20 protein-coding genes and 3 pseudogenes are annotated in these 23,175 nt (G+C 61.5%); 13 read left to right on the top strand and 10 right to left on the bottom strand.

What is annotated here, in order from left to right; genetic code table 11:
• Nucleotides 1-185 precede the first annotated feature (185 nt).
• Nucleotides 186-4,055: a DUF3427 domain-containing protein gene (locus LQD11_RS12460; protein WP_238617830.1), complete on the top strand. Its 3,870-nt coding sequence runs from the start codon at nt 186-188 to the stop codon at nt 4,053-4,055.
• Here LQD11_RS12460 and LQD11_RS15775 read toward each other — a convergent pair.
• On the bottom strand, nt 3,964-4,458 hold the full coding sequence (locus LQD11_RS15775; protein WP_420828267.1) for a methyltransferase family protein: 495 nt from the start codon (nt 4,456-4,458) through the stop codon (nt 3,964-3,966). The genes LQD11_RS12460 and LQD11_RS15775 overlap by 92 nt on opposite strands.
• A gap of 276 nt (nt 4,459-4,734) precedes the next feature.
• Between LQD11_RS15775 and LQD11_RS12455 the strand changes: the two genes are divergently transcribed.
• The 8 genes and pseudogenes from LQD11_RS12455 (at nt 4,735) to LQD11_RS12425 (ending at nt 7,444) form a co-directional block, all read left to right on the top strand.
• Nucleotides 4,735-5,013 (top strand): type II toxin-antitoxin system RelE/ParE family toxin, encoded by a 279-nt coding sequence (locus tag LQD11_RS12455; RefSeq protein ID WP_238617829.1) that lies wholly within the window; start codon nt 4,735-4,737, stop codon nt 5,011-5,013.
• Between the two features lie 11 nt (nt 5,014-5,024).
• Nucleotides 5,025-5,297 carry a HigA family addiction module antitoxin gene (locus LQD11_RS12450; protein ID WP_025281655.1) on the top strand — a complete coding sequence of 91 codons (273 nt, stop codon included), beginning with the start codon at nt 5,025-5,027 and terminating at the stop codon, nt 5,295-5,297.
• Between the two features lie 407 nt (nt 5,298-5,704).
• Nucleotides 5,705-5,815 (top strand): annotated as a pseudogene (tnpA, locus tag LQD11_RS15770) (IS66 family insertion sequence element accessory protein TnpA); the annotation flags it as partial.
• 95 nt (nt 5,816-5,910) lie between these two features.
• Complete coding sequence (locus LQD11_RS12445) at nt 5,911-6,090, top strand: hypothetical protein (RefSeq protein WP_238617828.1); 180 nt, start codon at nt 5,911-5,913, stop codon at nt 6,088-6,090.
• Nucleotides 6,087-6,401 carry an IS66 family insertion sequence element accessory protein TnpB gene (gene tnpB / locus LQD11_RS12440; RefSeq protein WP_238617827.1) on the top strand — a complete coding sequence of 105 codons (315 nt, stop codon included), beginning with the start codon at nt 6,087-6,089 and terminating at the stop codon, nt 6,399-6,401. Before LQD11_RS12445 ends, tnpB begins: the two co-directional genes overlap by 4 nt.
• A 101-nt stretch (nt 6,402-6,502) precedes the next feature.
• Nucleotides 6,503-6,727, top strand: a complete 225-nt coding sequence (gene relB / locus LQD11_RS12435; RefSeq protein WP_025281197.1) for a type II toxin-antitoxin system RelB family antitoxin — start codon at nt 6,503-6,505, stop codon at nt 6,725-6,727.
• Nucleotides 6,711-7,184 (top strand): type II toxin-antitoxin system RelE family toxin, encoded by a 474-nt coding sequence (locus tag LQD11_RS12430; protein ID WP_084307075.1) that lies wholly within the window; start codon nt 6,711-6,713, stop codon nt 7,182-7,184. The genes relB and LQD11_RS12430 overlap by 17 nt, the downstream gene beginning before the upstream one ends.
• Nucleotides 7,154-7,444, top strand: a complete 291-nt coding sequence (locus tag LQD11_RS12425; RefSeq protein ID WP_008933016.1) for a nucleotidyltransferase family protein — start codon at nt 7,154-7,156, stop codon at nt 7,442-7,444. The genes LQD11_RS12430 and LQD11_RS12425 overlap by 31 nt, the downstream gene beginning before the upstream one ends.
• Before the next feature lie 60 nt (nt 7,445-7,504).
• Here the strand turns inward: LQD11_RS12425 and LQD11_RS12420 are convergent.
• From LQD11_RS12420 to LQD11_RS12400, 5 genes and pseudogenes are all read right to left on the bottom strand, one after another.
• Nucleotides 7,505-7,778: pseudogene (locus tag LQD11_RS12420) on the bottom strand (Rpn family recombination-promoting nuclease/putative transposase); the annotation flags it as partial.
• Nucleotides 7,779-7,799: 21 nt separating this feature from the next.
• Nucleotides 7,800-8,501, bottom strand: coding sequence for an RES family NAD+ phosphorylase (locus tag LQD11_RS12415; protein ID WP_238617826.1), 702 nt, complete (start codon nt 8,499-8,501; stop codon nt 7,800-7,802).
• A complete protein-coding gene (locus LQD11_RS12410) occupies nt 8,485-8,868 on the bottom strand; it encodes an MbcA/ParS/Xre antitoxin family protein (RefSeq protein WP_238617825.1) in 384 nt (127 codons plus the stop codon). Before LQD11_RS12410 ends, LQD11_RS12415 begins: the two co-directional genes overlap by 17 nt.
• A gap of 390 nt (nt 8,869-9,258) precedes the next feature.
• Nucleotides 9,259-10,254 carry an Acg family FMN-binding oxidoreductase gene (locus tag LQD11_RS12405; protein WP_238617824.1) on the bottom strand — a complete coding sequence of 332 codons (996 nt, stop codon included), beginning with the start codon at nt 10,252-10,254 and terminating at the stop codon, nt 9,259-9,261.
• 17 nt (nt 10,255-10,271) lie between these two features.
• Nucleotides 10,272-10,559 (bottom strand): DUF4389 domain-containing protein, encoded by a 288-nt coding sequence (locus LQD11_RS12400; protein WP_238617823.1) that lies wholly within the window; start codon nt 10,557-10,559, stop codon nt 10,272-10,274.
• A 958-nt stretch (nt 10,560-11,517) separates the two neighbouring features.
• Between LQD11_RS12400 and LQD11_RS12395 the strand changes: the two genes are divergently transcribed.
• Complete coding sequence (locus tag LQD11_RS12395) at nt 11,518-11,865, top strand: hypothetical protein (RefSeq protein ID WP_238617822.1); 348 nt, start codon at nt 11,518-11,520, stop codon at nt 11,863-11,865.
• 40 nt (nt 11,866-11,905) lie between these two features.
• On the opposite strand, the gene LQD11_RS12390 is transcribed toward LQD11_RS12395, so the two are convergent.
• Nucleotides 11,906-12,574: an HAD-IA family hydrolase gene (locus tag LQD11_RS12390; RefSeq protein WP_238617821.1), complete on the bottom strand. Its 669-nt coding sequence runs from the start codon at nt 12,572-12,574 to the stop codon at nt 11,906-11,908.
• Nucleotides 12,575-12,697: 123 nt separating this feature from the next.
• Here LQD11_RS12390 and LQD11_RS12385 point away from each other — a divergent pair.
• Nucleotides 12,698-12,937: pseudogene (locus LQD11_RS12385) on the top strand (recombinase family protein); the annotation flags it as partial.
• Between the two features lie 228 nt (nt 12,938-13,165).
• Nucleotides 13,166-14,494, top strand: coding sequence for a hemolysin family protein (locus LQD11_RS12380; protein ID WP_238617820.1), 1,329 nt, complete (start codon nt 13,166-13,168; stop codon nt 14,492-14,494).
• A 267-nt stretch (nt 14,495-14,761) separates the two neighbouring features.
• Here the strand turns inward: LQD11_RS12380 and LQD11_RS12375 are convergent, their stop codons facing one another.
• Complete coding sequence (locus tag LQD11_RS12375) at nt 14,762-16,972, bottom strand: putative bifunctional diguanylate cyclase/phosphodiesterase (protein ID WP_238617819.1); 2,211 nt, start codon at nt 16,970-16,972, stop codon at nt 14,762-14,764.
• Nucleotides 16,962-19,526, bottom strand: coding sequence for a chemotaxis protein CheB (locus LQD11_RS12370; protein ID WP_238617818.1), 2,565 nt, complete (start codon nt 19,524-19,526; stop codon nt 16,962-16,964). Before LQD11_RS12370 ends, LQD11_RS12375 begins: the two co-directional genes overlap by 11 nt.
• A 354-nt stretch (nt 19,527-19,880) precedes the next feature.
• Between LQD11_RS12370 and fabV the strand changes: the two genes are divergently transcribed.
• On the top strand, nt 19,881-21,071 hold the full coding sequence (fabV, locus tag LQD11_RS12365; protein WP_238617817.1) for an enoyl-ACP reductase FabV: 1,191 nt from the start codon (nt 19,881-19,883) through the stop codon (nt 21,069-21,071).
• Between the two features lie 244 nt (nt 21,072-21,315).
• Here the strand turns inward: fabV and LQD11_RS12360 are convergent, their stop codons facing one another.
• Complete coding sequence (locus LQD11_RS12360; protein ID WP_238617816.1) at nt 21,316-23,076, bottom strand: bifunctional metallophosphatase/5'-nucleotidase; 1,761 nt, start codon at nt 23,074-23,076, stop codon at nt 21,316-21,318.
• Between the last annotated feature and the right edge of the window lie 99 nt (nt 23,077-23,175).

Genomic DNA, 23,175 nt, shown 5'->3' with positions numbered 1-23,175 from the left:
GAATCAGTGCCGCAAAATGCGAGTTGACCGGCTTCCGGGCGGATCGTGATATCTTTTGCTCAAGGCTTGCACCCAGCCTGGGATTCGGTAAAAGGGTTGACCGATGAGCAAGCCCGTTCAAGAGTTGGGTCTGTGGTCAATGCGCGACAGGCTGCACTGCTGAATCCATTCATGGCACCAGGGACGTGAACGACACCACCCATTACTACAACCAGCACGCCGGCCAGTTCATCGCCGACACCCTGCACGTGGACATGGAGCCCCTGTACCAGTGCTTTCTGCGCCATTTGCGGGCCGGTGCACGGGTGCTGGATGCCGGTTGCGGTGCCGGGCGCGACGCCCTGGCCTTCCAGCAGCGGGGCTATCAGGTCAGTGCCTTTGATGCCAGCGCGGCGCTGGCGGAGCATGCCTCACAACTGCTCGACCAGCCGGTGCCCGTGCAGCGGTTCGATGAGGTGGAAGAGGTCGAACGGTATGACGGCATCTGGGCCTGCGCCAGCCTGCTGCATGTGCCCGTCGCCGAGATGCCCAGCAACTTCCAGGCACTGTGGCAGGCCCTGAAGCCCGGTGGCGTCCTCTACTGCAGCTTCAAGCGGGGCACGGGTGAGCGTGATCACAACGGCCGACACTTCACCGATGCCAATGAAGACCAGATCCGCGTCTGGACTCAGGAACTCCCCGGACTGGCCGGGCTGGAATGCTGGCTCACCGAGGATCGACGCCCGGATCGGGAGGAGCAGTGGCTGAACTGTCTACTGCACAAGGCCACCCGTCAACTCATTACCGGTGGTGACGACAACCCCTTCCTGCCTCATCTGTGCAGCAGCATTCACCGGGCCGATGCCATCGACATGGCGGTGGCCTTCATCAAGCACACCGGCCTGCGCCTGTTGCTGCCTGATCTGCAGGCGGCGCTGGACCGCGAGGCGGCCGGCCGCCGTCCCGCGCGTATCCGCATCCTCACCAGCGATTACCTGGACATCACCGATCCCCAGGCGCTGCGGGCCCTCATGCTGCTTCAGGAGCAGGGGGCGCAGGTGCGGGTTTACCAGAGCCGGGGCGGCAGTTTTCACCTGAAGGCCTACCTGTTTGCCGGTTCGCAGGATAGCGATGCCCACTGGGGCTGCGCCTTCATCGGCTCCAGCAACATCAGCCGCCAGGCCCTGCAGCAGGGGCTGGAATGGAACTACCGGATCAACTATCCGGGTGACAAGGGCTTTCTGGAAACCCGGGCGCGCTTCCAGGCCCTGTTCAGTGATCCGGCCACCGTGCCGCTGTCGGATGAGTGGATCGACGCCTACGAAGCCCGCCGCATCCCGCCGGAGCGTTCATGGGAGCCGGGCAGCACCGAGTCGGAGCCGCCGCCTACGCCCTCGCACATCCAGGCGCAGGCCCTGGAGGCACTGGCGCAGACACGCCTGGACGGCTACCGGCGTGGTCTGGTGGTCATGGCCACCGGCCTGGGCAAGACCTGGCTCGCCGCCTTCGACACGCAGCAGATGGGCGCCCGCCGGATCCTGTTCGTGGCCCATCGTGAAGAGATCCTCAACCAGGCCGCCGCCACCTTTGCCCGCATCCGCCCCAGCACTCGGATCGGCTTCTATCACGGCCGCCAGCGGGACGCCCGGGTGGATATCCTCTGCGCCTCCATCCAGACCCTGGGCCGGGTGGATCACCTGGAGCGCTTTGGGCCGGGGCATTTCGATTACATCGTCGTGGACGAATTTCACCACGCCGCCGCGCCCACCTATCACCGCCTGCTAAACCACTTTGCGCCCGCCTTCCTGCTGGGCCTCACCGCCACCCCCGACCGCACCGACAACGCCAGCATCCTTTCCTTGTGCGATGACAATCTGGTGTTCGAGAGTGATCTGTTCACCGGGGTGAACGAGGATCTGCTGGTGCCGTTCCACTACTACGGCGTTTTCGACGAGGACGTGGACTACCAGAGCATCCCCTGGCGCAATGGGCGTTTCGACCCGGACCTGCTGGGCAACCGGCTGGCGACCCTGGCTCGTGCCCGTCATGCCCTGAACACCTGGCGGGAACGGGCGCAGCGGCGCACCCTGGCCTTTTGCATCTCCATCCGCCACGCCGATTACATGGCCGATCAATTTGTTCGGCAGGGCGTCAGGGCGGCGGCGGTCTATGCCGATTCCAGGCTGTCCCGGGGTGAGGCGCTGGAACAATTGGCCAACGGCCAGTTGCAGGTGCTGTTCTGCGTGGACCTGTTCAACGAGGGGGTGGACCTGCCGGCCATCGACACCGTGATGATGCTGCGCCCCACCGAATCCCGCATCCTGTTCCTGCAGCAACTGGGTCGGGGCCTGCGGAAGGCCGAGGCGAAGGAGAGACTGGTGGTGCTGGATTTTGTGGCCAATCACCAGAGCTTTCTGCACAAGCCCATGGCGTTGATGAACCGGACCATGACCCATGATGATCTGGCCCGGTTTGCCCGCGATCTGGAAAACGAGAGCCTGGATCTGCCCACGGGCTGTTACGTCAACTACGATCTGCGGTTCATCGATTTTCTCAAATCCCTGGGCGGCAACGACCTTCAGGATCAGTACCACATCCTGCGCGACACCCTCGGCCGTCGGCCGACCCTGACCGAGTTCTACCGCGCCGGTGCCAGCCTGCAGGCCGTGCGTCGCCAGTATGGTCACTGGTTCGGGCTGATCGCTGCCCTGGATCCCAATCTTCAGGCCGAGGAGCGGGCGGTGATTGAGCGGCAGGTGGATTTGCTCCGGGAACTGGAGACCACCGCTATGACCAAGAGCTTCAAGATGGTCCTGCTGGAGGCCTTCCAGGAGTTGGATGGCTGGCGGGAGGCGCCCACCCTGACGGATCTTGCTACCCGCTCCTGGCAGGTGTTGCAGCGTCGACGCCCGCTGCTGGCCGACCTGCCGGACGCCTATCAGAACCTCACCGAACCACCGGATGACTGGTTGGGCTATTGGCGAAAGAATCCGGTGTCGGCCTGGGCCGGAGGGTCTTTTTTCACCCTTGAGGGAGATCGTTTCATCGGCGTCACGACGGTGGCTCCAGACCACATTGCCACTCTGACAGCCCTGGTACAGGAAGGGGTGGATTACCGGTTGGCCACCTATGAGGTCAGGCAGGGTCTGGGTGGCGCCACGGTCACGGCCTTGTCCAGCCGCAGGCCGGAACAGGTCTCGCTGCCGTATTTCCCCAACCTCAAGATCGCCTGCGGCCACTTCAAGACGGGCACCGCCGATTGTGAGGAATACCGCAGTCTGCCGCTGGAAGGCTACGGCCGCCTGGATCCCGGTCGGCACTTCATCGCCCGCGCCTCCGGCAACTCCATGAACGGCGGCAAGCAGCCGGTGGAGGATGGGGACTATCTGCTGCTGGAACTGGCCAGTGCCGAGAGTGCGGGCCGGATCACCGGCGACATCCTGGCCATTGAGCGCCAGGATGGGGCGGGCGACAACCAGTACCTGCTGCGCAAGGTGCTCAAGGATCCCAACGGGCAGTACCGGCTCCGGGCCAACAATCCGGATTATGAGGACATCGTGGTCACGCCGGAGCTGCAGGAGCAGTTCCGCACCTTTGCCCGACTCAAGGGCGTGCTGGATCCGTTATCGATGGTGGTGGGGGAGCGGTTTGCCCGAGAGGAGATACCCGGCCTTTTCAACGCGGAGTTCAATCCGGGCAGTTGGAACACTGGTCATGTGGTGCTTGGAGACCAAAAGGTCCATGTGCTGTTGGTGACGCTGAACAAGCAGGGCAAGGCGGCCGATCATCGCTATCTGGACCATTGGGTGGACGACACCCGGTTCCACTGGCAGACCCAGAATCAGACAACGCCCCAGAGCAAGCGGGGCCGGGAGATCCTCCATCATGAGGAGATGGGCATCGGTATCCATCTCTTTATCCGGGAAAACAAGCTGGAGCAGGGGAAGGCCGCGCCATTCACCTATTACGGGTCGGTGCGGTATCTCAAGCACCAGGGCAGTGGACCAATGAGTGTGGATTTTGAGGTGATCCAGCACCCAGGTGGATTTCGATCCGCACAGCAATTGGACGGGTGAAGAGCACTGGTCGGCTGTCTTGACATCCTTCCCTCCCTCTCGGTGAAGAAACGGCTGGGAATATCAGTCCAGCGGCAACGCTGGGTGCAAGCATGACCAGGCCAACACAGGTGACGGCGTCCCCAAGATACATTGGGTGGCGCGTGGAAGGGAACAGACCACCGCTGCGAACCAGCCGAACCGGGTCCTGCGGCTCAGTGCAGGTCACACCTTTGCGGCGAAGTAGGGCGTAGTGCGCCAGCGTGATGCAGCCACCGAAGACCACCAGTAACTGGGCGAGGGGGATAGCTGGACTCGGCCAACCTGGTAGCCCACCCGCTAAGAAGCGCTCAATCACCAATCCGATGAGTACGCTAATGGCTGCCACCTTTGTCCACCACGCTGCTGAATCTTTCAGAGTCATTGTTTCGACTTCCCGATATGGATGCCTGATTTCGGCCCTGAGCGGACATCGGAGGGCTTGGATCTGAGCGGCTGAAGTCGATTCTCTAACGGACACGCCGAACCAGCCTGATCCACATGGGGAGCGCTTCGGGAAGGCCTTCGAGGTTGAAGGGTGAAGGTTTTACGGGTTTCACAAAGTTGGTCTCAGCAGTCGGAATCAGGTGTGGATGAAACTTGGTGCGTCAAGTGATGGACGTCATTGCATGGCGTATACCGATGCTATACGATCAGGAGCGTGATCAAGAGCTTCCGGCACAAAGGCCTTCAAAAATTCTTCGAGACTGGGTCCAAGGTGGGTATCCAGAGTGGGCATGCTGCCAAACTGTCCCGTCAACTCGCTGTGCTGAATCGGGCTAGCACCCCGGAGGACATGAATCTGCCGGGCTGGGCTTTGCACCCACTCAGAGGCAACCTGTCGGAGCATTGGTCCGTTTCGGTCAGCGGCAATTGGCGGCTGACCTTCAAGTTCGATAACGGTGATGCAATCCTGGTCGATTATCAGGACTACCACTGAGGAGGGTCATGATGACGATGCACAATCCACCGCACCCCGGAGAAATCCTGCGAGATGACGTGTTGCCAGCGCTGGGGCTTTCGGTGGCGGCCGCGGCTCGCGAACTGGGCGTCACGCGGGCAGCGCTGTCCCGTGTGCTTCACGGTCACGCGGGTATTTCACCAAAGATGGCTTTGCGCATCGAGCGCTGGCTGGGTGTGGAGCGAGGCGGACGTGCCGAAGTCTGGGCGGGAATGCAACTCGATTACGATCTTTGGCGTGAGCGCCACGGCAAGGCGGCTTAGTGTTGGGACTGCGGGGTATGCGCCCGAAATAACGCGGTACCGGATGGTAAGTTGACCAGTGGATCACCCGACCGCCCCGGCGCTGGTCGACATACGCAATCATCAAGTCACAGTTCATCCCGCAGGGGGCTTGATCTGTGGTCTTCAATCCCATCGCATCCGGGGTATTTCGAGTGGCAGCTGTGAGTACGACTGGAGTCTCTCTACACTTCCACAGACCGTCCGCTATGGGCCGAGTGCCGACCTTCGTCACCTGGCGCCTCCTACCGCTATGCTGTTGTGGAGCGCCCGCGCTCAGTCTCCAGCATGTGGGTACCCAGGGCGGGAGTACCTGCCCGGTAGCCCCCGTATTCCATAGTCCCCACTGATCCTCCATCGTCACCGGTACGATCTCAAGCAATAAGGGGATGTGGCGGATGAGCAGAGGTGTCCGACAGCGCAAGCGTGCTTTCTGGAAGGATCTGGTCCAGCAGTGGGCGGCCTCAGGCCAGAGCAAGGCGGCCTTCGCCCGTCAGCATGGGGTCACGCCCAGTTATCGCAATGGGCGGCGCGATACCCGGAGTGGGTGCTGGGCGAGGCTGAGCCAGGGCGCGCGCCTTCGAAGCCGACAGCCGTGCCGCAGCGGTTTTTGGCGGTCCGCACGGTGGAGGACAAGCCCGATCCCGTGGCCCTGTCGCTGCAACCCGGGGTTGGACCGGTGGTCGTGGCGCTGGGCAATGGCCGATGGTTGGAACTGTATCCGGGGTTCTGCGCGCAGACCTTGAAACGGGCCATGCAGGTGCTGGAGGCATGATCGGCTGGCCCACGGGGATGGCCATCCACCTGGCAGTGGCGCCGGTGGATTTCCGCAAGGCCTTCGATGGCCTGTGTATCGAGATTGTTGAGGTGCTGGAGCGGGATCCGCTCAGCGGCGAGCTGTTCGTCTTCCGCAACCGGGCCGGCGACAAGCTCAAGGCCCTGTACTGGGATGGTCAGGGCTTCGTGATGATCTACAAGCGCCTCCGGGTCACGCCGCTGATCCAGCCATCGTGCCAACCCCAACAACGCTTTAGAGGTAACCTCGAAAAATACGTTCTGCTCAGTCATGATACAGATCAAGGGTGAGCTTGACCCGCCCGGTCCTGCCTGAACCAGCTACCCCCGGGGTTAGCTGACCCACCCATGCGCTATACTTGTATGACATCTACCCTCATAGGAACGTCCCCATGCTGGCAGTACGCCTCCCTCCTGAAATTGAGCAACGCCTTGAGGCGCTGGCCAAGGCCACCGGTCGCACCAAGAGCTACTACGCCCGCGAGGCCATCCTGGAACACTTGGACGACCTGGAGGACATCTACATGGCCGAGAAGGCCTTGACCCAAGTTCGACGCGGGGAGATGAAGACGCACAGCCTCGAGGACGTGGAGCGCGATCTTGGCCTGGCGGATTGAGCTCACCGACGACACCCTGAAGCAGCTGAAGAAGATCGGTCATGCAGATGCCAAGCGCATCCGGGACTTTCTGCGTCATCGTCTGCAACCGTTGGAGGATCCCCGGCAAATCGGGAAGCCGCTGACCGGCCAGCTGGGAGACCTATGGCGCTACCGGGTGGGCAACTACCGAGTCATCGCGAGCATCGAGGATCATGAATACGGCTTCCCCGCCTGTTGTTTCCCAGATTATTCCACCCTCCTTTTCTCACACGGATTCTGGCTGCAGGCCGAGGGTTTTTCCGGATTATGCCCTCGGCCTTCACCGATGCGTTTGCGCAGATGGCAGATGTTATATTGCCGGGTGGTTTTGAACGGCCCTCGTCCGCCCAGTGATTTCGGGTGCGCGAAAGCCCGGACGACGAATCCCCCTCTGGAGGCTGAGCGATGGACAGACAGCGTGCCCTTGACCTGCTAAGCCGCAGCAAGCCTGAGTTGCAGGCCCGTTTCGGCGTGACCCGACTGGCCCTGTTCGGCTCCACTGCCCGTAATACGGCGAGCAGTGGCAGCGATATCGATGTGTTGGTGGCCTTCGACGGCCCTGCCACCTCCAAACGTTACTTCGGCGTGCAGTTCTACCTGGAGGACATGTTTGGCTGCCCGGTCGACCTGGTCACAGAAAAGGCCCTGCGGCCGGAGCTTCGCCCCTACATTGAACAGGAGCGAGTCAATGTCTGATGCCAGGCAGCGCGAATGGCGTTTCTACCTCGACGACATGATCGATAGCCCCTCCTGGCGCCAGCGTTCCTCTCCATTGTAGAGCACCACCGGCAGGACAGGCGGCAGCTTGCCGCTGGGCGTCAGTTTGTTCTGGCGGATCAGGTCCTGGTAGAGCAGTCCCACATAGTTCATGGCTCATGATGCGCACCGCCATGAACCGGTCCACGCTGCTTTGAAATTCCAGCAGCAGGTACACATACAGCCAGTCCTTTCCCCAGCGGATGCGCCAGATGATGTCATCCTCGCGATCACGCAGTTCGTCGGTCACATAGGAGCCGCTGACCTTCTCCAGGGCTGAATCATTGGCCCGAGGTCAATATCCCGTTGCCCTCAGTTCAATGATGTCGGTGATCCTTTCGCCATCCCATCGATATTGCAGGTGCCTGCCCTGACGGGTTGGCCCCAGGGCGGGTGGTCTCAGGACACCCGCACACAGACCGCCCTCGGCATCCCTTACACTGGGATAGATGAATCCGTAACGACCTGCTTGTCGGGCCTGAAGTCCCAGATGCTGCGAAGGCCGCCAATCGTGGGGGTCGAGGTAGGGAGTGCCAGTGGGGGCGCAGAGGTCGAGCAGCGGCGCCCGCAACTCTGCCAGATAAACCCGCATTTCCAGGTTGATCGAGGGTTCCGACGATTCACGGAGGAAACGCTCGCGATGATGACGGGTTTCGGCCACCGCGGTGTGCTCATCTCGGGCGCAGTAATACACGCCGTAGGCCCCATCGGAAAAACGGCTCTCGGCCGGGTAGGTAAAGGCGGCCATGACCGGCGTGTAGCCGGGTCCGAATCGGCGATCCTGTTCGGGTACCAGATGGATCTCGCCGGCCGCCTCGCGCAGGCGATTCGAGGTCAGGCCCTCAAGCTCACTGAGGGCCACCAGATCGCCGGCTTGTCCGGCAACACCCTCGAAGAGGTCTATGGGTGGGAAACGGGAAGGTACGATCCGGTAGCTCTTGGGCCAATGCACCTCCACCTCTGAAAACTGGGCGAGAAGATCAGCCTCGGGCGGCATCCAGATGCTCCCGCACAGCCACCAGGTCTGCTACATGCCCCCCAAGCATGCGTTCAAGGGGGGGGTGTCCGCCAAAGCGGGGGTTGGTGTTCGGTCGTCTCACCCAGCCATGCGCGGATTCGGGCCTTGGCAGCAGGATATGCAGCGCTTTGTAGATGCCGAGAATCAGGGAGAGACGCTCCAGCAGGTTCACATCCGCCTGTACCCGTTCCGGGTCACGCTTCCAGCGTCGATAGGTTGGGCCGGAGACCCCCAGCAGTCGCGCTGCCTCCTGCTCCTTGAGCCCCCATGCCCGGGCAATGTTTGGATAAGCCCGCAAACCGGCGGCAGCCAGTGTCTGGCGTTGCTCCGTCGTCATCGTCTGCATGGGGCACCTCCTGGGAAATGGCCTGTTTCGTTATGGAACACTTGATCGTTCTTTTAATTATAGCGCTCAAATGATCTGTCTGTCTTTCTGGTTCGCGAAGCGCACCATGTGGTGTAAACCATGACCCATGACCCATGACCCATGACCCATGACCCATGACCCATGACCCATGACCCATGACCCATGACCCATGGTCGATGTTGTCACGAAACGTAATTGCGTCTATCAAACGGCGTACCATGTGATCTGGTGCCTGCGAATATCTGGCTTTTGCCGACCCGAACCGGACATCCGGTCTCTGCGGATGAAGGTCTCCAGTGGTGCCCCAAGCGGACCGTCCTGGAAACCACTGGTGCTAAGGCAAGACTGAGTTTGCCGGTGTCGCTGGGTTTAGTCCCAGGCTCTGCCTGGTGTCATGATCACTTGGTCAATTGGCCGTCGAGGGGAGGGTGGCGGTCGCTTTCTCGTGTAGCCCAGGCGTATCAGCAACAGGGGTTGTTCCCCGCTATTCAGTGCCAGGTGAGCGGCGAGCCGCCCGCGAATCGGCTCGACTTCGCAGGGCATGTTGACATGAGCGTGGGCGATGCCCAGGGAGGTCGCAACCAGCGCCACCCGTTCGAAACTGCGGCCCAGGTCAACCCAGTGACGCTTGTCGTGATCCCGGACGATAAAGAGCAGCAGCGCGGAGGCACTGCGGATGGCCTTCTCCTGCCGGGCGGCCTCACTTTCCGGTTTGACCCGCTTCGTCATGATCCAGTATCCAAGCCAGCGGGGAATCGCAGGAAACCCCAAAGCTTGTGCGGTCAGGCCATCCCTTTGCTCCGATGCCTCTCGCCGGGAAAACCGGATCCACGACACGAGTTCCCTAACGAAGGCCGGTTCGTTGAACTGGGCGATGTTGCCCTCCCGGACAAAACCGATGATCGGTTCGATATCCGGATGACCGACCCGGAAGGATCGCACCATCACTGATTCGCAAGGATTGGCCTCCAGAAGCCTTTCAAGATCCGATTCATTGATCGCGCGACCATCGTAAATTCCGCGGTTCGACTGCCGGGCGGGAATCGCCCGGAACAGTGCCTCCACATTCTCCTGAGCCCCCTCACACAGACGAACCCGCAGGCATTCCTTGGGCTCGTCGGGAGGAAAGTAGTCAGTTCGGGCTGAAAGCCCTTGATGTGCGGCCGCAATGCTCAGGTTTTCGAGCGCGCAACCCAGGCTGATGAACAGCGCGTGATTGTCCGGGTCGACGACGGACAGGTGCCGGGACAGGTCGGGGTAGATCCTGATGATGTCTCGATCCACCGAAAACTGCCACGGTTGGGTGTTATGGCCTGACGGGGCACGCACGGCGAACGAGATCAATTCCCGGGCAAGGTGGTTCATCGTCGCAGGGGCTCCCCTCAGTCGGTGTGTGGCCCTGACCAGCTTGTCCATGGAAACGGGCGTTCGTCAGACTCGCCGGTCAGAAAACGGGCGGTGACCGCCAGCCAATGGGCGATGCCTTGGCCGAACCAGGCGATACCCGCGTTGCGCTCGTTGGTGAACAGCATCCAGAAGAACTGGAGGATGGCGCAAATACCGAGCACGGTTTGGGCGAGATTCACCAGGAGCACCAGGATCAGCATGATGAGACCATGAAACCAAAGGTTCTTCGGCGGGGGCGGCACGGTATGGGGCGGCGAGTTCATGGGGCTGGCTCCTGGAGGATGTGGGTAGGGGCGGCGGCACGAGACACGTTCACCGTGTCGGCCTGATACCAAAGATAGCCGTTGTCGCTGCCGAGTGCTTGGCAAAAGAGGATGACTCGCCGGTGCTTTCGAGCGCATGCCGCTCAATCCTGTTCTGGTCACAAGCGCATATAGGCGGACTGGTTTTTCGCTGGGCTCAAAACCAGCCGTGAATGCGGGCGTTATGACGGAAGCGCGGGATAAATTGGGCAGTTGAAACCGCGATCAACTTTGATTCGTGGGGTGCTTTGGACGTGCCCGGAATCGTATTCCGACCGGCCGCTCAGGATGAGGGGCAGGGCTGGGGCTGCTCGCGGTTCTCGGAATCGGCCTCCCGCTCGACGAAGGCATCTGGGTCGGGGCGATCGCACTGTTCGCGGTGCTGACGGCGCTGGCGGTCGTGCACGGGTTCCGCCGCCACCGCGGGGTCAGTTTGTCGCTGCTGGCTGCCGCCGGCGCGGTGGGCTGGGATATCTGGCTGCGCCGACGGCAAACAGGCAAGGCTGCTGGGGCTCAGCCGTGGCAGGGCAAACGTGTTGAGAGCCAAGGATCCTGCAGGCGGACGCAAGCGACGCGCGGGGCTTGGGAGGAGTGGCCGCTAATGACCGACTGCAGACTCTTCCCCATATCGGATGGGGCACTATGTTTGCTGATGGCACGGGGAACCTTCGGAAGCTATCCCAAAGACCTCGACGTTTCCGATCAATGGATCGGTGAATCCATCTCCCTTCCCGAATGACCATTTTTCCCCGATACGAATCATTTACGAAACGCGACGCAGTTCCCGGATGCGGGACCCGCAGGCGTGCTACATCCTGCTCAGGACGGCTCACCCCCGGTAATACCACATCGCCTGTGGCAACCTTCGCCTGAGCGAAGATTGCGGGAACACCTGCTCACTTCACAAGGAGGCTGTTTCATGAACAAGTCACTCATCCTTGGATTGACCCTCGTCCTGCTGCCCGGCTTCGGTGCGGCCCAGACGACACCGGAGCTCCCCATCTACGGCAGCCAGCTCATGACCCAGGAGGAACGAAACGAATATCGTGCCCGGATGCGGGCCGCAACCACCCCCGAGGAACGGGCCCAAATTCGGGAGGAACATCATGACCGCATGAAGGCCAGGGCCGAGGAAAGGGGCATTGAATTGCCGGACGCCCCCCCGGGCCAAGGGGGGCGCATGGGACCCGGCGGCGGCATGGGGCCCGGTGCAGGGGGCATGGGTCCGGGTAACGGCATGGGGCCTGGCGGTCGCTGGGATAACTGACTGAGAAAGATCTGCACAAGCCCATGCGGAAAGGCTCCCCTTACTTTAATGCCACCAATTTTTCCGCCACCTCGGTAAGGGTCTTGCCGGTGACGTCGGCGGGCAGGAAAACGTCGCCAGGTTGAAGTTCAAGGCGGGCACACCAGCCGGCAAGCGCGCCGGCCCGCTTGGCGCCGTGGCAGTCCCAGGCATGCACGGCAACGAGCGCCATGCGGCCTATCGGTGTTCGCATCTGCTCCGCGGCGAAGTGGTAGATTCTCGGGTGAGGCTTCCACATGCCGGCCGCTTGCGCGGTGATCACGTGATCAACACACTGAAGCAGTCCGGCACCCTCAAGGAACGATCGCGTGTTATCCGGGCTGCCGACCGTAAGGCAGCCGACGGTGATCCCTGCCTCCGACAAAGTGCGGAGGGCCGGTGCAGCGTCATCGAAGGTGGGCAGCGAGGCGAAGCCCGCGAGGATGTAGTCGATATCGGCTTCGCTGAGGGTCTGCCGCGACTCGGTCCGCAGGGCCTGACGGGCAACCGGCTCGAAGGGGGCGGCATCGCCGGCAAGGCTCAGTGCCATGGCATCGCGTTGGAATCGCATGAACCACGGACCCAGCATGGCTGCCGGTTGGCCTACCTTTTTGAAGCGTTCCGCCAGTGGATCAAGGTCAAGCAGGGTTTCTAACACATCGAAAACGACGACATTCGGTCGAACTGGCATTTGGGGTGCCTCCGTGTCGGCGATTGCGGTAACGTCGGTATGACTCCTGGCATTCTTCCGGCAGCCTACGCTCTCCTCCGGGATGCGTCCAGCGCCGCGCACCGTGGCCTATGCCCGCGTGTCCAGCTTTTGCGCTTCGGGGCCGAGTGGGTCTTTGCCATCTGCGAAGCCAGGGAGGTCGAGGTGGTGATTCTCAACCAGGGTGAAGATACGACCTTTGAGGAGGATTTGGCGAAGGATGTGCTGGAGATCATCACCGTGTTCAGCGCCCGACTCTACGGCAGCCGCTCGCGCAAGCAAAAAGGTTCCAGCAACCGGAACAAGGCCAAGGCAAAACTGGCACGACTGCATGCCCGCATTTAGACACTTATGAGCAGGTTTGGGTAGGCATGAGGGAACGGTTGTGATTGCCGTGTTGATGGGTGATGGCATATGCCCAGGTTTTTAGTGGCTCGGTATTGGTCTGGTCGAGTCGGGTCTGTGCCCAAGTGGGAATTGCACCGTACTTCTTGACGATCTGTCGGGCAAGCATGCGCCGGGTATCTTCCTCGCGCCCTTGCTCAAGGGCCCCTATTTCCGGAGAGATTCGCAATGCACGGCATGTTCTGGTTGGTGCTATTGGTGGCGGCAGGGGCGTTCTTGTCGTTCTCGGAGATCGCGTTTGCGGCGGCTCGGCGGACGCGCTTGGAGATGCGCGTACGTCAAGGTGATTGGCACGCGCGTCTTGCGTTGCAGCTACGGGAGCAGCCGGGTCGCTTCTTCACGGTCATCCTTGTTGGTGTGAATGTTCTTGGCGTGCTCGGAGGGATGCTTGCAGAGGCGGTCTTGGCGCCTTGGTTTCAGTCGCTGATGGGCGGCGCCGAGCCGTGGCGTCTGTCTGGCGGCTTTGAACTCCAGACCAGTCTTGTGGCCTCAATTGCAGCCTTCTTGCTGGTCACGCTGGCCTTTGTTCTGTTCTCTGACTTGATCCCCAAGCGCATTGCATTGTCAGCTCCCGAGGGCGTTGCGGCGTACACTGCCCGGCCGATGCGCATACTGATCTGGGTACTGCGTCCGGTCGCATGGGCGATCGACGGTCTCGCGACGGCCATCATTCGACGCCTGGGGATCCAACTCACGCAAAAGGAAGCCGTCACCGCGGACGAAATCATCGCGATGACCGAGGCCGCGGCGCAGTCCGGCGAGGTGCTCATTGAAGAGCAGACATTGATTTCAAAGGTGTTTGCACTGGATCAGCGATTGGTTACCTCGTCGATGACGAGTCGCGACGACATTGTTTGGCTGGACCAGCAAGCCCTGCCGGAGCGGCTGTCGGAACTGATGCGCAAGCATCCGCGGCGCCGCTTTCCGGTGTGCGAAAAGTCGCTCGATCGCCCCGTGGGCTATGTCGAGACACACGATCTGCTCTCCCGTCTGCTGGCGGGTGAACCCATGGCCCTCACCCCCGAGACGATCCGGCGGGACCTGTTGGTTTTTCCCGATACGCTGACCCTGCTCGAAGCGCTGGAGGCGTTTCAGGGCGCCGGCCAGGATTTCGCCCTGATCATCAACGAGTACTCGATGGTCGTGGGGCTGATCACGTTACGCGACGTGATGGATACCGTCATGGCCGCGAGCAATTGGGCCGTGGAAGAACGCATGATTGTCCGTCGCGACGGCGACTCCTGGCTCATCAATGGCCTCACCCCGGTGGATGAGGTCTGCTCGGTGCTTCAGATCGAACGCTTCGAAGAAGACGAGAATTTCGAAACGTTGGCCGGGTTCCTGATGTGGAAGCTGCGCAAGATTCCTCGCCGCGCCGACGCCGTCGAGCATGCTGGTTACCGCTTCGAAGTCGTCGCGGTGGAACACTTCCACATTACACAAGTTCTTGCCACCCGCCTAACGCCGCCCGAACCACCTCCACAGTCCAATCTGTAGGTGGAGGGCGAGAATGCGATTGATCGCTTTCAGCCGTGATGATGCTCAACGGGCATCGGGCCTATGAATAGCATCATGGCTAATCCAAGCAAGATGAGCACCACGCCACTATCCGCAGTGGCACCCGGCGTTCTTCTCCATGTCCGGGCTATCTCTTTGTTCCAGCGATGGCTGTCGTTCCGTGCGAAGTGCGTGTGTGCGATGTTCAGGAAGATCACCGTCAGCGCGATATGTTCGAAACCGCGGCCGATGTCGACCCAGTGCCGCTCAGGAAAAGGCAGCGAGTTGTCTGTGGGGCCGCGGCTCGCCAAAGAGATGACCCTGGCCGTAGTCACATCCCGCCGCGATCAACAGGTCCCGTTGCTCGGGTGTTTCCACCCCCTCGGCGATCACCCGCAGACCCAAGCGATGGGCCATGCTGATCATGGTATTCACGATGGTTCGATCCGTCGCGTGATGGGGCATGTTCTGCACGAAGCCCTGGTCAATCTTCAGCAGGTCGATGGGATAGCGCTGCAGACAGGGGATGCCCGTGCGGCTGATGCCGAACTGGCTCAGGGCAATCTTCATTCCGCTGTCGTGAACCTGAGTGATCCAGTCGTAAATCCGCTGGCCGTCTTCCTGCAGCAGACGCTCGGTGATCTCGATGACCACGCATTCCGGTGCCACGCCAAAGGAACGTAACTGTGCTTTCCATTCATCCACGCCCTGGACATCCCCCAGGCATTGAGCCGACTCATTGATGGCCACTTGCAAGGGGGGGGCGCCACGGCCGGCGTTGAATTGCTTGATGACGGCCAGGGACTCCTTGAATACCCACTGATCGATCCGGTGTAACAGGCCGCATTCCTGGGCCAGACCCAGGAACTGCCTGGCATGGAGTATGCCGAGTTCGGGGTGATCCCACCGCAGCAGCGCCTCGATCATGGCGGTTCGGGTCGTTGCCAGCTCGACAATGGGTTGGAAATGCAGGGAGAACTGGCCCCGCTCCAGGGCCCGAGGCAGATCGATCATCAAGGCATTGCGAAGCGCCAGGGCAGCATTACCCTTGCCTGAGTAATGCTTCAGACGGTGTCCTCCCTCCTGCTTGGCGGCGTACATGGCCTGGTCCGCGGCCCTGAGCAGATCCCTGATCTCGATGCCGTCGGTGGGGCAAAGGGCAATGCCGATACTGGTGGACAGGCTGAGTGTGTGGCCCTCCACGACAAAGGGTTGCTCCATGGCTGTGAGGATCTTGCCGGCCAAATCATCCGCACCGGCATCACCGGCCAGATCCTCCACGATCACCGTGAATTCATCACCGCTGAGACGGGCCAGGGTATCGCTCTTGCGCATGCTCCGGCTGAGGCGCTGGGCGACTTCCACCAGCAGGGCATCACCGACGTCATGGCCAAAGCGGTCATTGACCTCCTTGAACTTGTCCAGATCGAGGAAAAGCAGGGCCAGAAAGTGGCCGTGACGCCGTACCCGCGCGATTCCCTGGCGCAGTCGGTCCTGAAACAGCAATCGGTTGGGCAGGCCCGTGAGCGAGTCATAGTTGGCCTGACGCCAGATGGCTTCTTCGGCGCGGCGCTGTTCGGTAATGTCCCGGAATACGGTGATGTATCGCAGCGGGTGGCCCTGTTCGTCCTTGAGCAAGTGGATCGTGGTCCAAGCGGTGTAATGCACGCCATTCTTGTGACGATGCCCGATTTCTCCCTGCCAATGGCCGATCGTGCTCAAAGTGCGGTCAAGATGCGCATCAAAGCCCTCCGGCTCCTGGTGGGCGCGAATGAGATCGGTGGTCTGTTCGCAGGTCTCGTGGGTGGTGTAACCGGTCAGGCGGGTAAAGGCGGGATTGACCGACACGATCCGCCGGCGATCGTCGGAGATCATCACGGCCTCATCCAGGGCCTCATAGACGGAGGCCGCCACGGCCAGGGTCCGACGGGCTTCCGCCATGGCGGTCACATCCGTGCCGGTCAGCAGACAGTGGGTGGCTTCGACGGGGTGGATCCCGGCCTCGATCTGGAGCACCCGTTGGCCCCCGCCCACGGGGTGAATGGTCACTTCCCGGCGCTGGGTGAACTCACCGGCAAAGGCTCGGCGCAGCAGGTCAATGAGTGCGCCGCGCTGGTCCTGGGTGACGAACAGCCCAAGCCGGCGTCCGACCAGTTGCTCACGGGGGATGCCCAGCAGTTGGGACGCGGCCAGATTGGTGTTGAGGATCGTCCCCTCCGGATCCAGGCTGAAATAGGCCACCGGGGCATGGTCATAGAGTTGCTCAAACAGATCCCGGGTGCGCTCCGCCTCTTTCCAGGCCTGTTGCAGGGCTTCGTTTTGCATCTCCAGTTCGATCTGGTGCACCCTTAGCTCGTGAATCAGGGCCTTGAGACTGGCTTGGTCGAGAGTCGGGTCCGCTGGAGGCTGTCTTTGTGCGAGCACCTCCTCTGCCTTGCGTCGCAACTCATCGGCATCTCCGGAGATGTCAGTGCTCATGTTTGCCGGCCTCTTCGTTGGTGCCCGAGCACGACGTCAGAGCCCGGAGTCTTGATTCCAGTGTTTTGGCCTTGGTGATGTCCGAGAAACTGATCACGACACCGGCAATCACGTCATCCAGGGTGCGATAGGGCATGATCTTCACCTGATACCAGCGGCCGTCGCGGGTGGGGATTTCTTCCAGTGAGAACGTCAGCGTTTGCAAGACTTCCCGGGCGTTTTCAAACAGGTCGGGGTAGTCCAGGTCGGTGACGATGTCGCTCAGCGGTCTCCCCACGTCGCCGGGGAGCAACTTGAAGATCTGCTGGGCCGGACTGGTGAAGCGTCGGATGGTCAGGTTGCTGCTCAGGAATATCGTGGCAACGTCGGTGCTGTTAAACAGGTTGTTCATATCGCTATTGGCTTCGGTGAGTTCCTCCAGCTTGGCTTGTAACTGCGCGTTCATGGTCTGCAGTTCCTCGTTCAGGGACTGCATTTCTTCCTTGGAAGTGGTCAGTTCCTCGTTGGTGGATTGAAGCTCTTCATTGGCCGACCGGAGTTCCTCCTGAGAACTCTGCATGGATTTTCGTGTCAGGCGCAGTTCATCCCGGGTCTGCTGAAGGGCGTGCTGCAACTCCCGAATCCGCCGGCTTTCGCCGTGAACGGGGTCATGGGCCTGATCCCGGTAAAGCGCCGGAGGCAATTCCAGAAAGGCGATCAGTAGCATGCCGGCCAGTTCCCGCGGCGCCTGAATCGGTTGGAGGGTCAGGCGAATGACACGAGCCTGACCCTGATCGGGGTTCTGGAAGACAATACGTGTCATGCCGGCCCCTTGGCTGGCGGCTTGAGGGATGGCCATGGCCAGTTCCTGGGCGAGTGCGCCACGGGCCATGACGTGGATGTTCCAGTTGGCCTTACCGGCGGCGGGCTCGAGGAAATCCCCGGTACGGCCGAAGATGTAGAGGATATCGCCATCGGCATTGATCAGCACCGCGGGGGGCGCGAGGGCGTCCAGTATCAAGCGCTCTGCCTGTGCCTGCAGACTGCTGTCCGTCGTTGCGGTGGGGATGGAGGGATAGGCCAAGGGTTTATGACTGTCCCGAGTCAGGGAGAGAAAGTCCTTGAAGGGTGCATCGGCGAGGCTGGGGCGCGCCTCGCCCCGGCGGAACAGATGCACGTCCTGGTCCACCGGCAGGAACAGGTCACCGACGCGGCCGGTGCCTTCGGCATTCCCCAGCAACAGGATGCCGCCGGGTCGGAGGCTGTAGTGGAAAAGTCGCAACAATCGATTCTGCAGTTCGCCATCCAGGTAGATCAGCACATTGCGGCAGATCAGCAGGTCCAGTTTGGTGTATGGCGGGTCCATGATCACGTTTTGGGTGGCAAACACCACGGTCTCACGGATCGCCCGATTGACCCGGTAGCCGCTGTCGTCCCGTTGGAAATACTTGTTGAGACGCGGTTCGGAGACATCGGCGGCGATGCCGGCCGGAAAGATCCCCCTTCGGGCACGCTCGATGGCCTGTTCATTGAGATCCGTGGCGAAGATCTGCAAGGTCACCTGGCCGGTGGGGGCAACCGTTTCCAGTGCCTCGCGAAAGGCAATGGCCAGAGAATAGGCCTCCTCGCCCGTGGAGCACCCCGCTACCCAGGCCCTCAAGGTACTTAAGGGGCCGGCTCTTTGGATCATGGGGATCAGGGCCTGCTTGATCAGGGCCTCCCAGGCAGGGGGATCCCGGAAAAAGTGGGTGACCCCGATGAGCAGTTCCTGGAATAGCAGGTCCACCTCCTGGGGGTTGTTCCTGAGGTACTGGATATAGCCCGGCAGACTGTCCAGTTGGTGCAGGCCCATGCGCCGTTCGATGCGCCGGCACAGCGTTTTGGTTTTGTAGTGGGTGAAGTCATGGCCGGTACGTGCGCGCAGAATAACGATGATCTCCTCCAGTCCGATGCCCAGGTTCCCATCGCGGGGATGCCATGGCGCCGAGTCACCCTGATGATGTCGCCCCAGGAAGTGGGTGATGCGCTCAAACATGGCACTGGCCGGCAGGACCAGGTCCACCACGCCGGCGTCGATCACGCTGCGTGGCATGTCGGGGAAGCGAGCCTCCTCCGGACTCTGCGCCAGAGTGATGCCACCGTGCTCGCGAACGGCCCGCAGTCCCAAGGTGCCGTCACAGCCGCTACCGGAGAGGATCACGCCAACGCTACGGGCCTGTTTATCCGTGGCCAGGGAATGCAGAAAAAAATCGATGGGTAGCTTGGTGCCCCGTCCGGCGGGTGGCTCCAGCAGGTGCAGCTGTCCGTGCTGCACGGATAGGTTCTTGCCCGGCGGGATGACATAGACCTCGCCCGGCCGCACCGGCATGTGATCCTGTGCCTCCCTTACCGGCAATGGCGTGGCCTTTTGCAGGAGTTCCGGAAGCAGGCCGCCGTGATCGGGGAGTCGGTGTTGTACCACCACGAAGGCCAGCGGACAGTCTGCCGGCACGGGTGTGAGAAAGTGCTCAAGGGCCTCCAGGCCGCCGGCCGAGGCGCCGATGCCCACGATCACGGTCGGGGCGGGGGAAACCATGGGTTCCGGGGGGGGTGCGCCATCCGTCGAGGGGTGGCTGGTGGGTGGAATTGTGCTCTGTGGCAAGGGGTCCTTCCTCGTGCGGTGGCAACACTTGGAAGCATATACCATGGGTGCGAGGATGAAGGAACCGGGAGGGGCAGGGTCACGGTGCCCCGCGCCCGGACTCATACCGCCGCCGGGTCCCAGGCACCTCTCTTGGGTCGGGGGACGCCGGCAGTTCGATGCCTCTTTCCCCAAAACCTCTCAATTAGGGCGGAGCTGGATTAGAATCGACAGCCTTGGCGCCCCGCTCGGCGCCGTTGAGCCCAAGCCGTCACCTCCGTGGCGAACAACCAGGAGTAGAAACCCGCAATGATCATCAAACCCCGTGTCCGCGGCTTTATGTGCGTTACCACCCATCCCCTGGGCTGTGAGGCCAACGTCAAGCAGCAGATCGACTACGTCAAGGCGCAGGGCCCGGTCGCCGCTGGGCCGAAGCGGGTCCTGGTGATCGGGGCCTCCACCGGCTACGGCCTGGCTGCGCGGATTACCGCTGCCTTCGGCTCCGGCGCCGCGACCTTGGGGGTGTTCTTCGAGCGTCCAGGCAGCGAGAAGAAGCCTGGTACCGCCGGCTGGTACAATTCCGCCGCCTTCCACAAGTTTGCCGAGGCCGAGGGGCTGTACGCCAAGAGCATCAACGGCGATGCCTTCTCCGACGAGATCAAGGCCAAGACCCTGGAGACCATCAAGCAGGACCTGGGCCAGGTGGACCTGGTGGTCTACAGCGTCGCCGCGCCGCGCCGCACCCATCCCAAGACCGGCGAGATCTTCAGCTCCACCCTCAAGCCCATCGGCAAGACCGTCACCCAACGTGGTTTGGACACCGACAAGGAAGTGGTGAAGGATTTCACCATCGAACCGGCCAGCCAGGAGGAGATCGACAGCACCGTGGCCGTGATGGGTGGCGAGGACTGGCAGATGTGGATCGATGCCCTGGACGCCGCCGGCCTGCTGGCCGAGGGCGCCCAGACCACCGCCTTTACCTACCTCGGCGAAAAGGTGACCCACGACATCTACTGGAACGGCACCATCGGCGCCGCCAAGAAGGATCTGGACCGGCGGGTACTGGACCTCCGCCGGCAGCTGGCCGCGCGCGGCGGCGATGCCCGGGTGACCGTGCTCAAGGCGGTGGTGACCCAAGCCAGTGCGGCCATCCCCGTCATGCCCCTTTACCTGGCGCTGCTGTTCCGGGTCATGAAGGAGAAGGGCACCCACGAGGGCGTGATCGAGCAGATCGACACCCTGTTCCGCGAAAGCCTGTACGGCAGCGCCCCGGTGCTGGACGACGAAGGTCGCATCCGGGTCGACTACAAAGAGCTGGATCCGGAGGTACAGGCGCGGGTCGAGGCGCTGTGGGGCCAGGTCGAGGACGACAATATCTATCAGCTGACCGATCTGGCCGGCTATAAGCACGAGTTCCTGCGTCTGTTCGGCTTCGACGTCGAGGGCGTGGACTACGATGCCGACGTCAATCCGGACGTGGAGATCCGTGGGCTGGTCTGACCCGCCACTGTGCCGGCCCACACGCAGCGGCGATGAGGGCGAGAGCGATGTCAAAAAATAAGAAGCCCAAATGTTGCAAGAAGTACAAAGACAAAGATCGCAAACACTGCAAGGATTGCCCTAAGCGCAAGGGCTGATCCATGGATGGTGTGGTCAGTGGGGCCCGGGCAGACAGCTGCTGGGATTTTAAAGGCAATGGGGCACCATCAGGTGCCCCATTCGACTCTGATACAGTCGAAACTACTCACTCCGCCACGAGGCGACCCTCAACTGCCCGGGTGACCGGGGAATGGTTCTCAAATTCAGCGATGAAGGCATCAAGCATCAGAAAGAAGGTGTCCTCGCAGAAATTACCGGAGCGTTTGCAGGCCTGTGCGAGGGATTCATAGAAATCGCCACCGCTCGCCAGGAAGTTATTGGTTACGATGCGGTAGGTCTGATCGAGGGTAACCTCCTCACCACCGATCTCCACACGTGTCACCACGCCGCCATCACGCAGTGAATCCGCGCACGAGGCCGGAGGCAGAACCGCCGGGTCGGCCTGAATGTCCGCAACCGTTGCCAGGCAGTAGGTGACCGTCATGCCCGCGACTTGAGGCCAGGCACCGGTTGAGCGAATACGGTTTTCGCCGGCGTCGTAGGCATGGGTCAGTCCGTTGTCGAGTGCGGCCACCAGCTCCTCTCCAGTGACATCCATTACAACCAGTGAGTTGCCGAATGGCAAGACCGAGAGCGCGTCGCCGTAACTGACATCTCCCGAATCGATCGAGGCCCTGATGCCGCCCCCGTTGGCGAGGGCTGCGTCGACGTTCAGGGGTGCGATCTGATCGAAGTTCAGCATGGTGTCGGTCACCAGGTTGCCCAAGGGCATTTCCTCGTAGCGCATGCGGTTACGGTTACCGTCGAAGACCATCCCAGAGGAGCCGATGATCACATCGGCAAACGCATTCACAGGGACCCGGTAATCCGCCACCTTCTGCGCCAGGTCGGGTTCCTCCGCGATACTCAGTTCAGTCATGATCGGGCCACCGGACCAGTTGACGACCCGACCGCGGTCATCGAATTCCACATCAAGACGCCCAACAGCCCGTGTCCACTCCCATGCGCTGACCACGAGTGTCGTGTTGCCGTCGAGGTCTTCGACCACTGCCGGGTAGGGACCCCGGATATGGCGATGCGTCCACTCCGGCAAATCGTTTTCGTCTCCCAGCAACACATGGTCATGGCCAGATACGATGATGTCGACGCCAGAGAGCTGTCCGGCAAGACGAAGGTCATCGGTGTAGTTGACGTGTGAGAGCAATACGATGTGCCGAACACCGTCGTTGTGTAACCGGTTGACCTCTGCTTGCACGCTGTCGACGTAATCAAGGAACACCACGTCGGATCCCGGGCTGGAAATGTTCTGTGTCGTGTCGGTGATCAGACCAACGATGCCGATCCGGACTCCCGCCTTGTCCACAATCGCGCTGGGCTGAACGCGAGCATCCAGTTCAGGAACACCGGAAAGATCCAGGTTGGTCACCACCACAGGCATTGCAGCTGCTTCGGTGGCATAGTCCACACCCGCGATGGTCACGGGCAGCCCCTCAAGGCGGGCCGCCAAGTTAGCCGGACCCAGATTGAATTCGTGATTGCCCAGCGTGATGGCGTCGTACCCGATGTCGTTCAGGAACATGATCGCATCGGAGGTCTTCCAGGCGTTCCAGAAGATCGTTCCCTGCGAGTAGTCGCCGGCATCCACGAGCAGCACGTTGTCGTCACCGACTTCGGAACGGACCTGGTTGACCACGGTTTTCACGCGGGCCACGCCACCATGTTCGGGGTCGCCGTCAAACGTCGCGGAAACAGGTTCGAGACGGGCATGAATGTCGTTCGTGTGTAGCAAGGTGAGAGTGGCGCGTGGAACCGTATCTTGGTCATTGCTCGAAGAATTTGACGAGTTGCACCCGATCAGCCAGATGGGTAGGCCCGTCAGGAGTAGAGTGAAAATCACCTTTCTCATTGGAAATCAACCCCCTAGGTCTAGTCCCTTCAATGATAAAGTCAGTGTGCCAAGGCTAAGGTCGAGACACGAAGGGGCTCTCTGCACGGGATATGTCGC

Origin of the sequence: Ectothiorhodospira shaposhnikovii, assembly GCF_022227765.1 — a bacterium.
Lineage (GTDB): Bacteria > Pseudomonadota > Gammaproteobacteria > Ectothiorhodospirales > Ectothiorhodospiraceae > Ectothiorhodospira.
This window is presented reverse-complemented; position numbering and strand designations above follow the sequence as displayed.

Excerpts from the sequence above, each read along its gene's own strand:
- LQD11_RS15775 (WP_420828267.1), bottom strand. The coding sequence starts at position 4,458 with ATGACTCTGAAAGATTCAGCAGCGTGGTGGACAAAGGTGGCAGCCATT.
- LQD11_RS12450 (WP_025281655.1), top strand. The coding sequence starts at position 5,025 with ATGACGATGCACAATCCACCGCACCCCGGAGAAATCCTGCGAGATGAC.
- tnpB (WP_238617827.1), top strand. The coding sequence starts at position 6,087 with ATGATCGGCTGGCCCACGGGGATGGCCATCCACCTGGCAGTGGCGCCG.
- relB (WP_025281197.1), top strand. The coding sequence starts at position 6,503 with ATGCTGGCAGTACGCCTCCCTCCTGAAATTGAGCAACGCCTTGAGGCG.
- LQD11_RS12425 (WP_008933016.1), top strand. The coding sequence starts at position 7,154 with ATGGACAGACAGCGTGCCCTTGACCTGCTAAGCCGCAGCAAGCCTGAG.
- LQD11_RS12415 (WP_238617826.1), bottom strand. The coding sequence starts at position 8,501 with ATGCCGCCCGAGGCTGATCTTCTCGCCCAGTTTTCAGAGGTGGAGGTG.
- LQD11_RS12410 (WP_238617825.1), bottom strand. The coding sequence starts at position 8,868 with ATGCAGACGATGACGACGGAGCAACGCCAGACACTGGCTGCCGCCGGT.
- LQD11_RS12405 (WP_238617824.1), bottom strand. The coding sequence starts at position 10,254 with ATGAACCACCTTGCCCGGGAATTGATCTCGTTCGCCGTGCGTGCCCCG.
- LQD11_RS12400 (WP_238617823.1), bottom strand. The coding sequence starts at position 10,559 with ATGAACTCGCCGCCCCATACCGTGCCGCCCCCGCCGAAGAACCTTTGG.
- LQD11_RS12395 (WP_238617822.1), top strand. The coding sequence starts at position 11,518 with ATGAACAAGTCACTCATCCTTGGATTGACCCTCGTCCTGCTGCCCGGC.
- LQD11_RS12390 (WP_238617821.1), bottom strand. The coding sequence starts at position 12,574 with ATGCCAGTTCGACCGAATGTCGTCGTTTTCGATGTGTTAGAAACCCTG.
- LQD11_RS12380 (WP_238617820.1), top strand. The coding sequence starts at position 13,166 with ATGCACGGCATGTTCTGGTTGGTGCTATTGGTGGCGGCAGGGGCGTTC.
- LQD11_RS12375 (WP_238617819.1), bottom strand. The coding sequence starts at position 16,972 with ATGAGCACTGACATCTCCGGAGATGCCGATGAGTTGCGACGCAAGGCA.
- LQD11_RS12370 (WP_238617818.1), bottom strand. The coding sequence starts at position 19,526 with ATGGTTTCCCCCGCCCCGACCGTGATCGTGGGCATCGGCGCCTCGGCC.
- fabV (WP_238617817.1), top strand. The coding sequence starts at position 19,881 with ATGATCATCAAACCCCGTGTCCGCGGCTTTATGTGCGTTACCACCCAT.
- LQD11_RS12360 (WP_238617816.1), bottom strand. The coding sequence starts at position 23,076 with ATGAGAAAGGTGATTTTCACTCTACTCCTGACGGGCCTACCCATCTGG.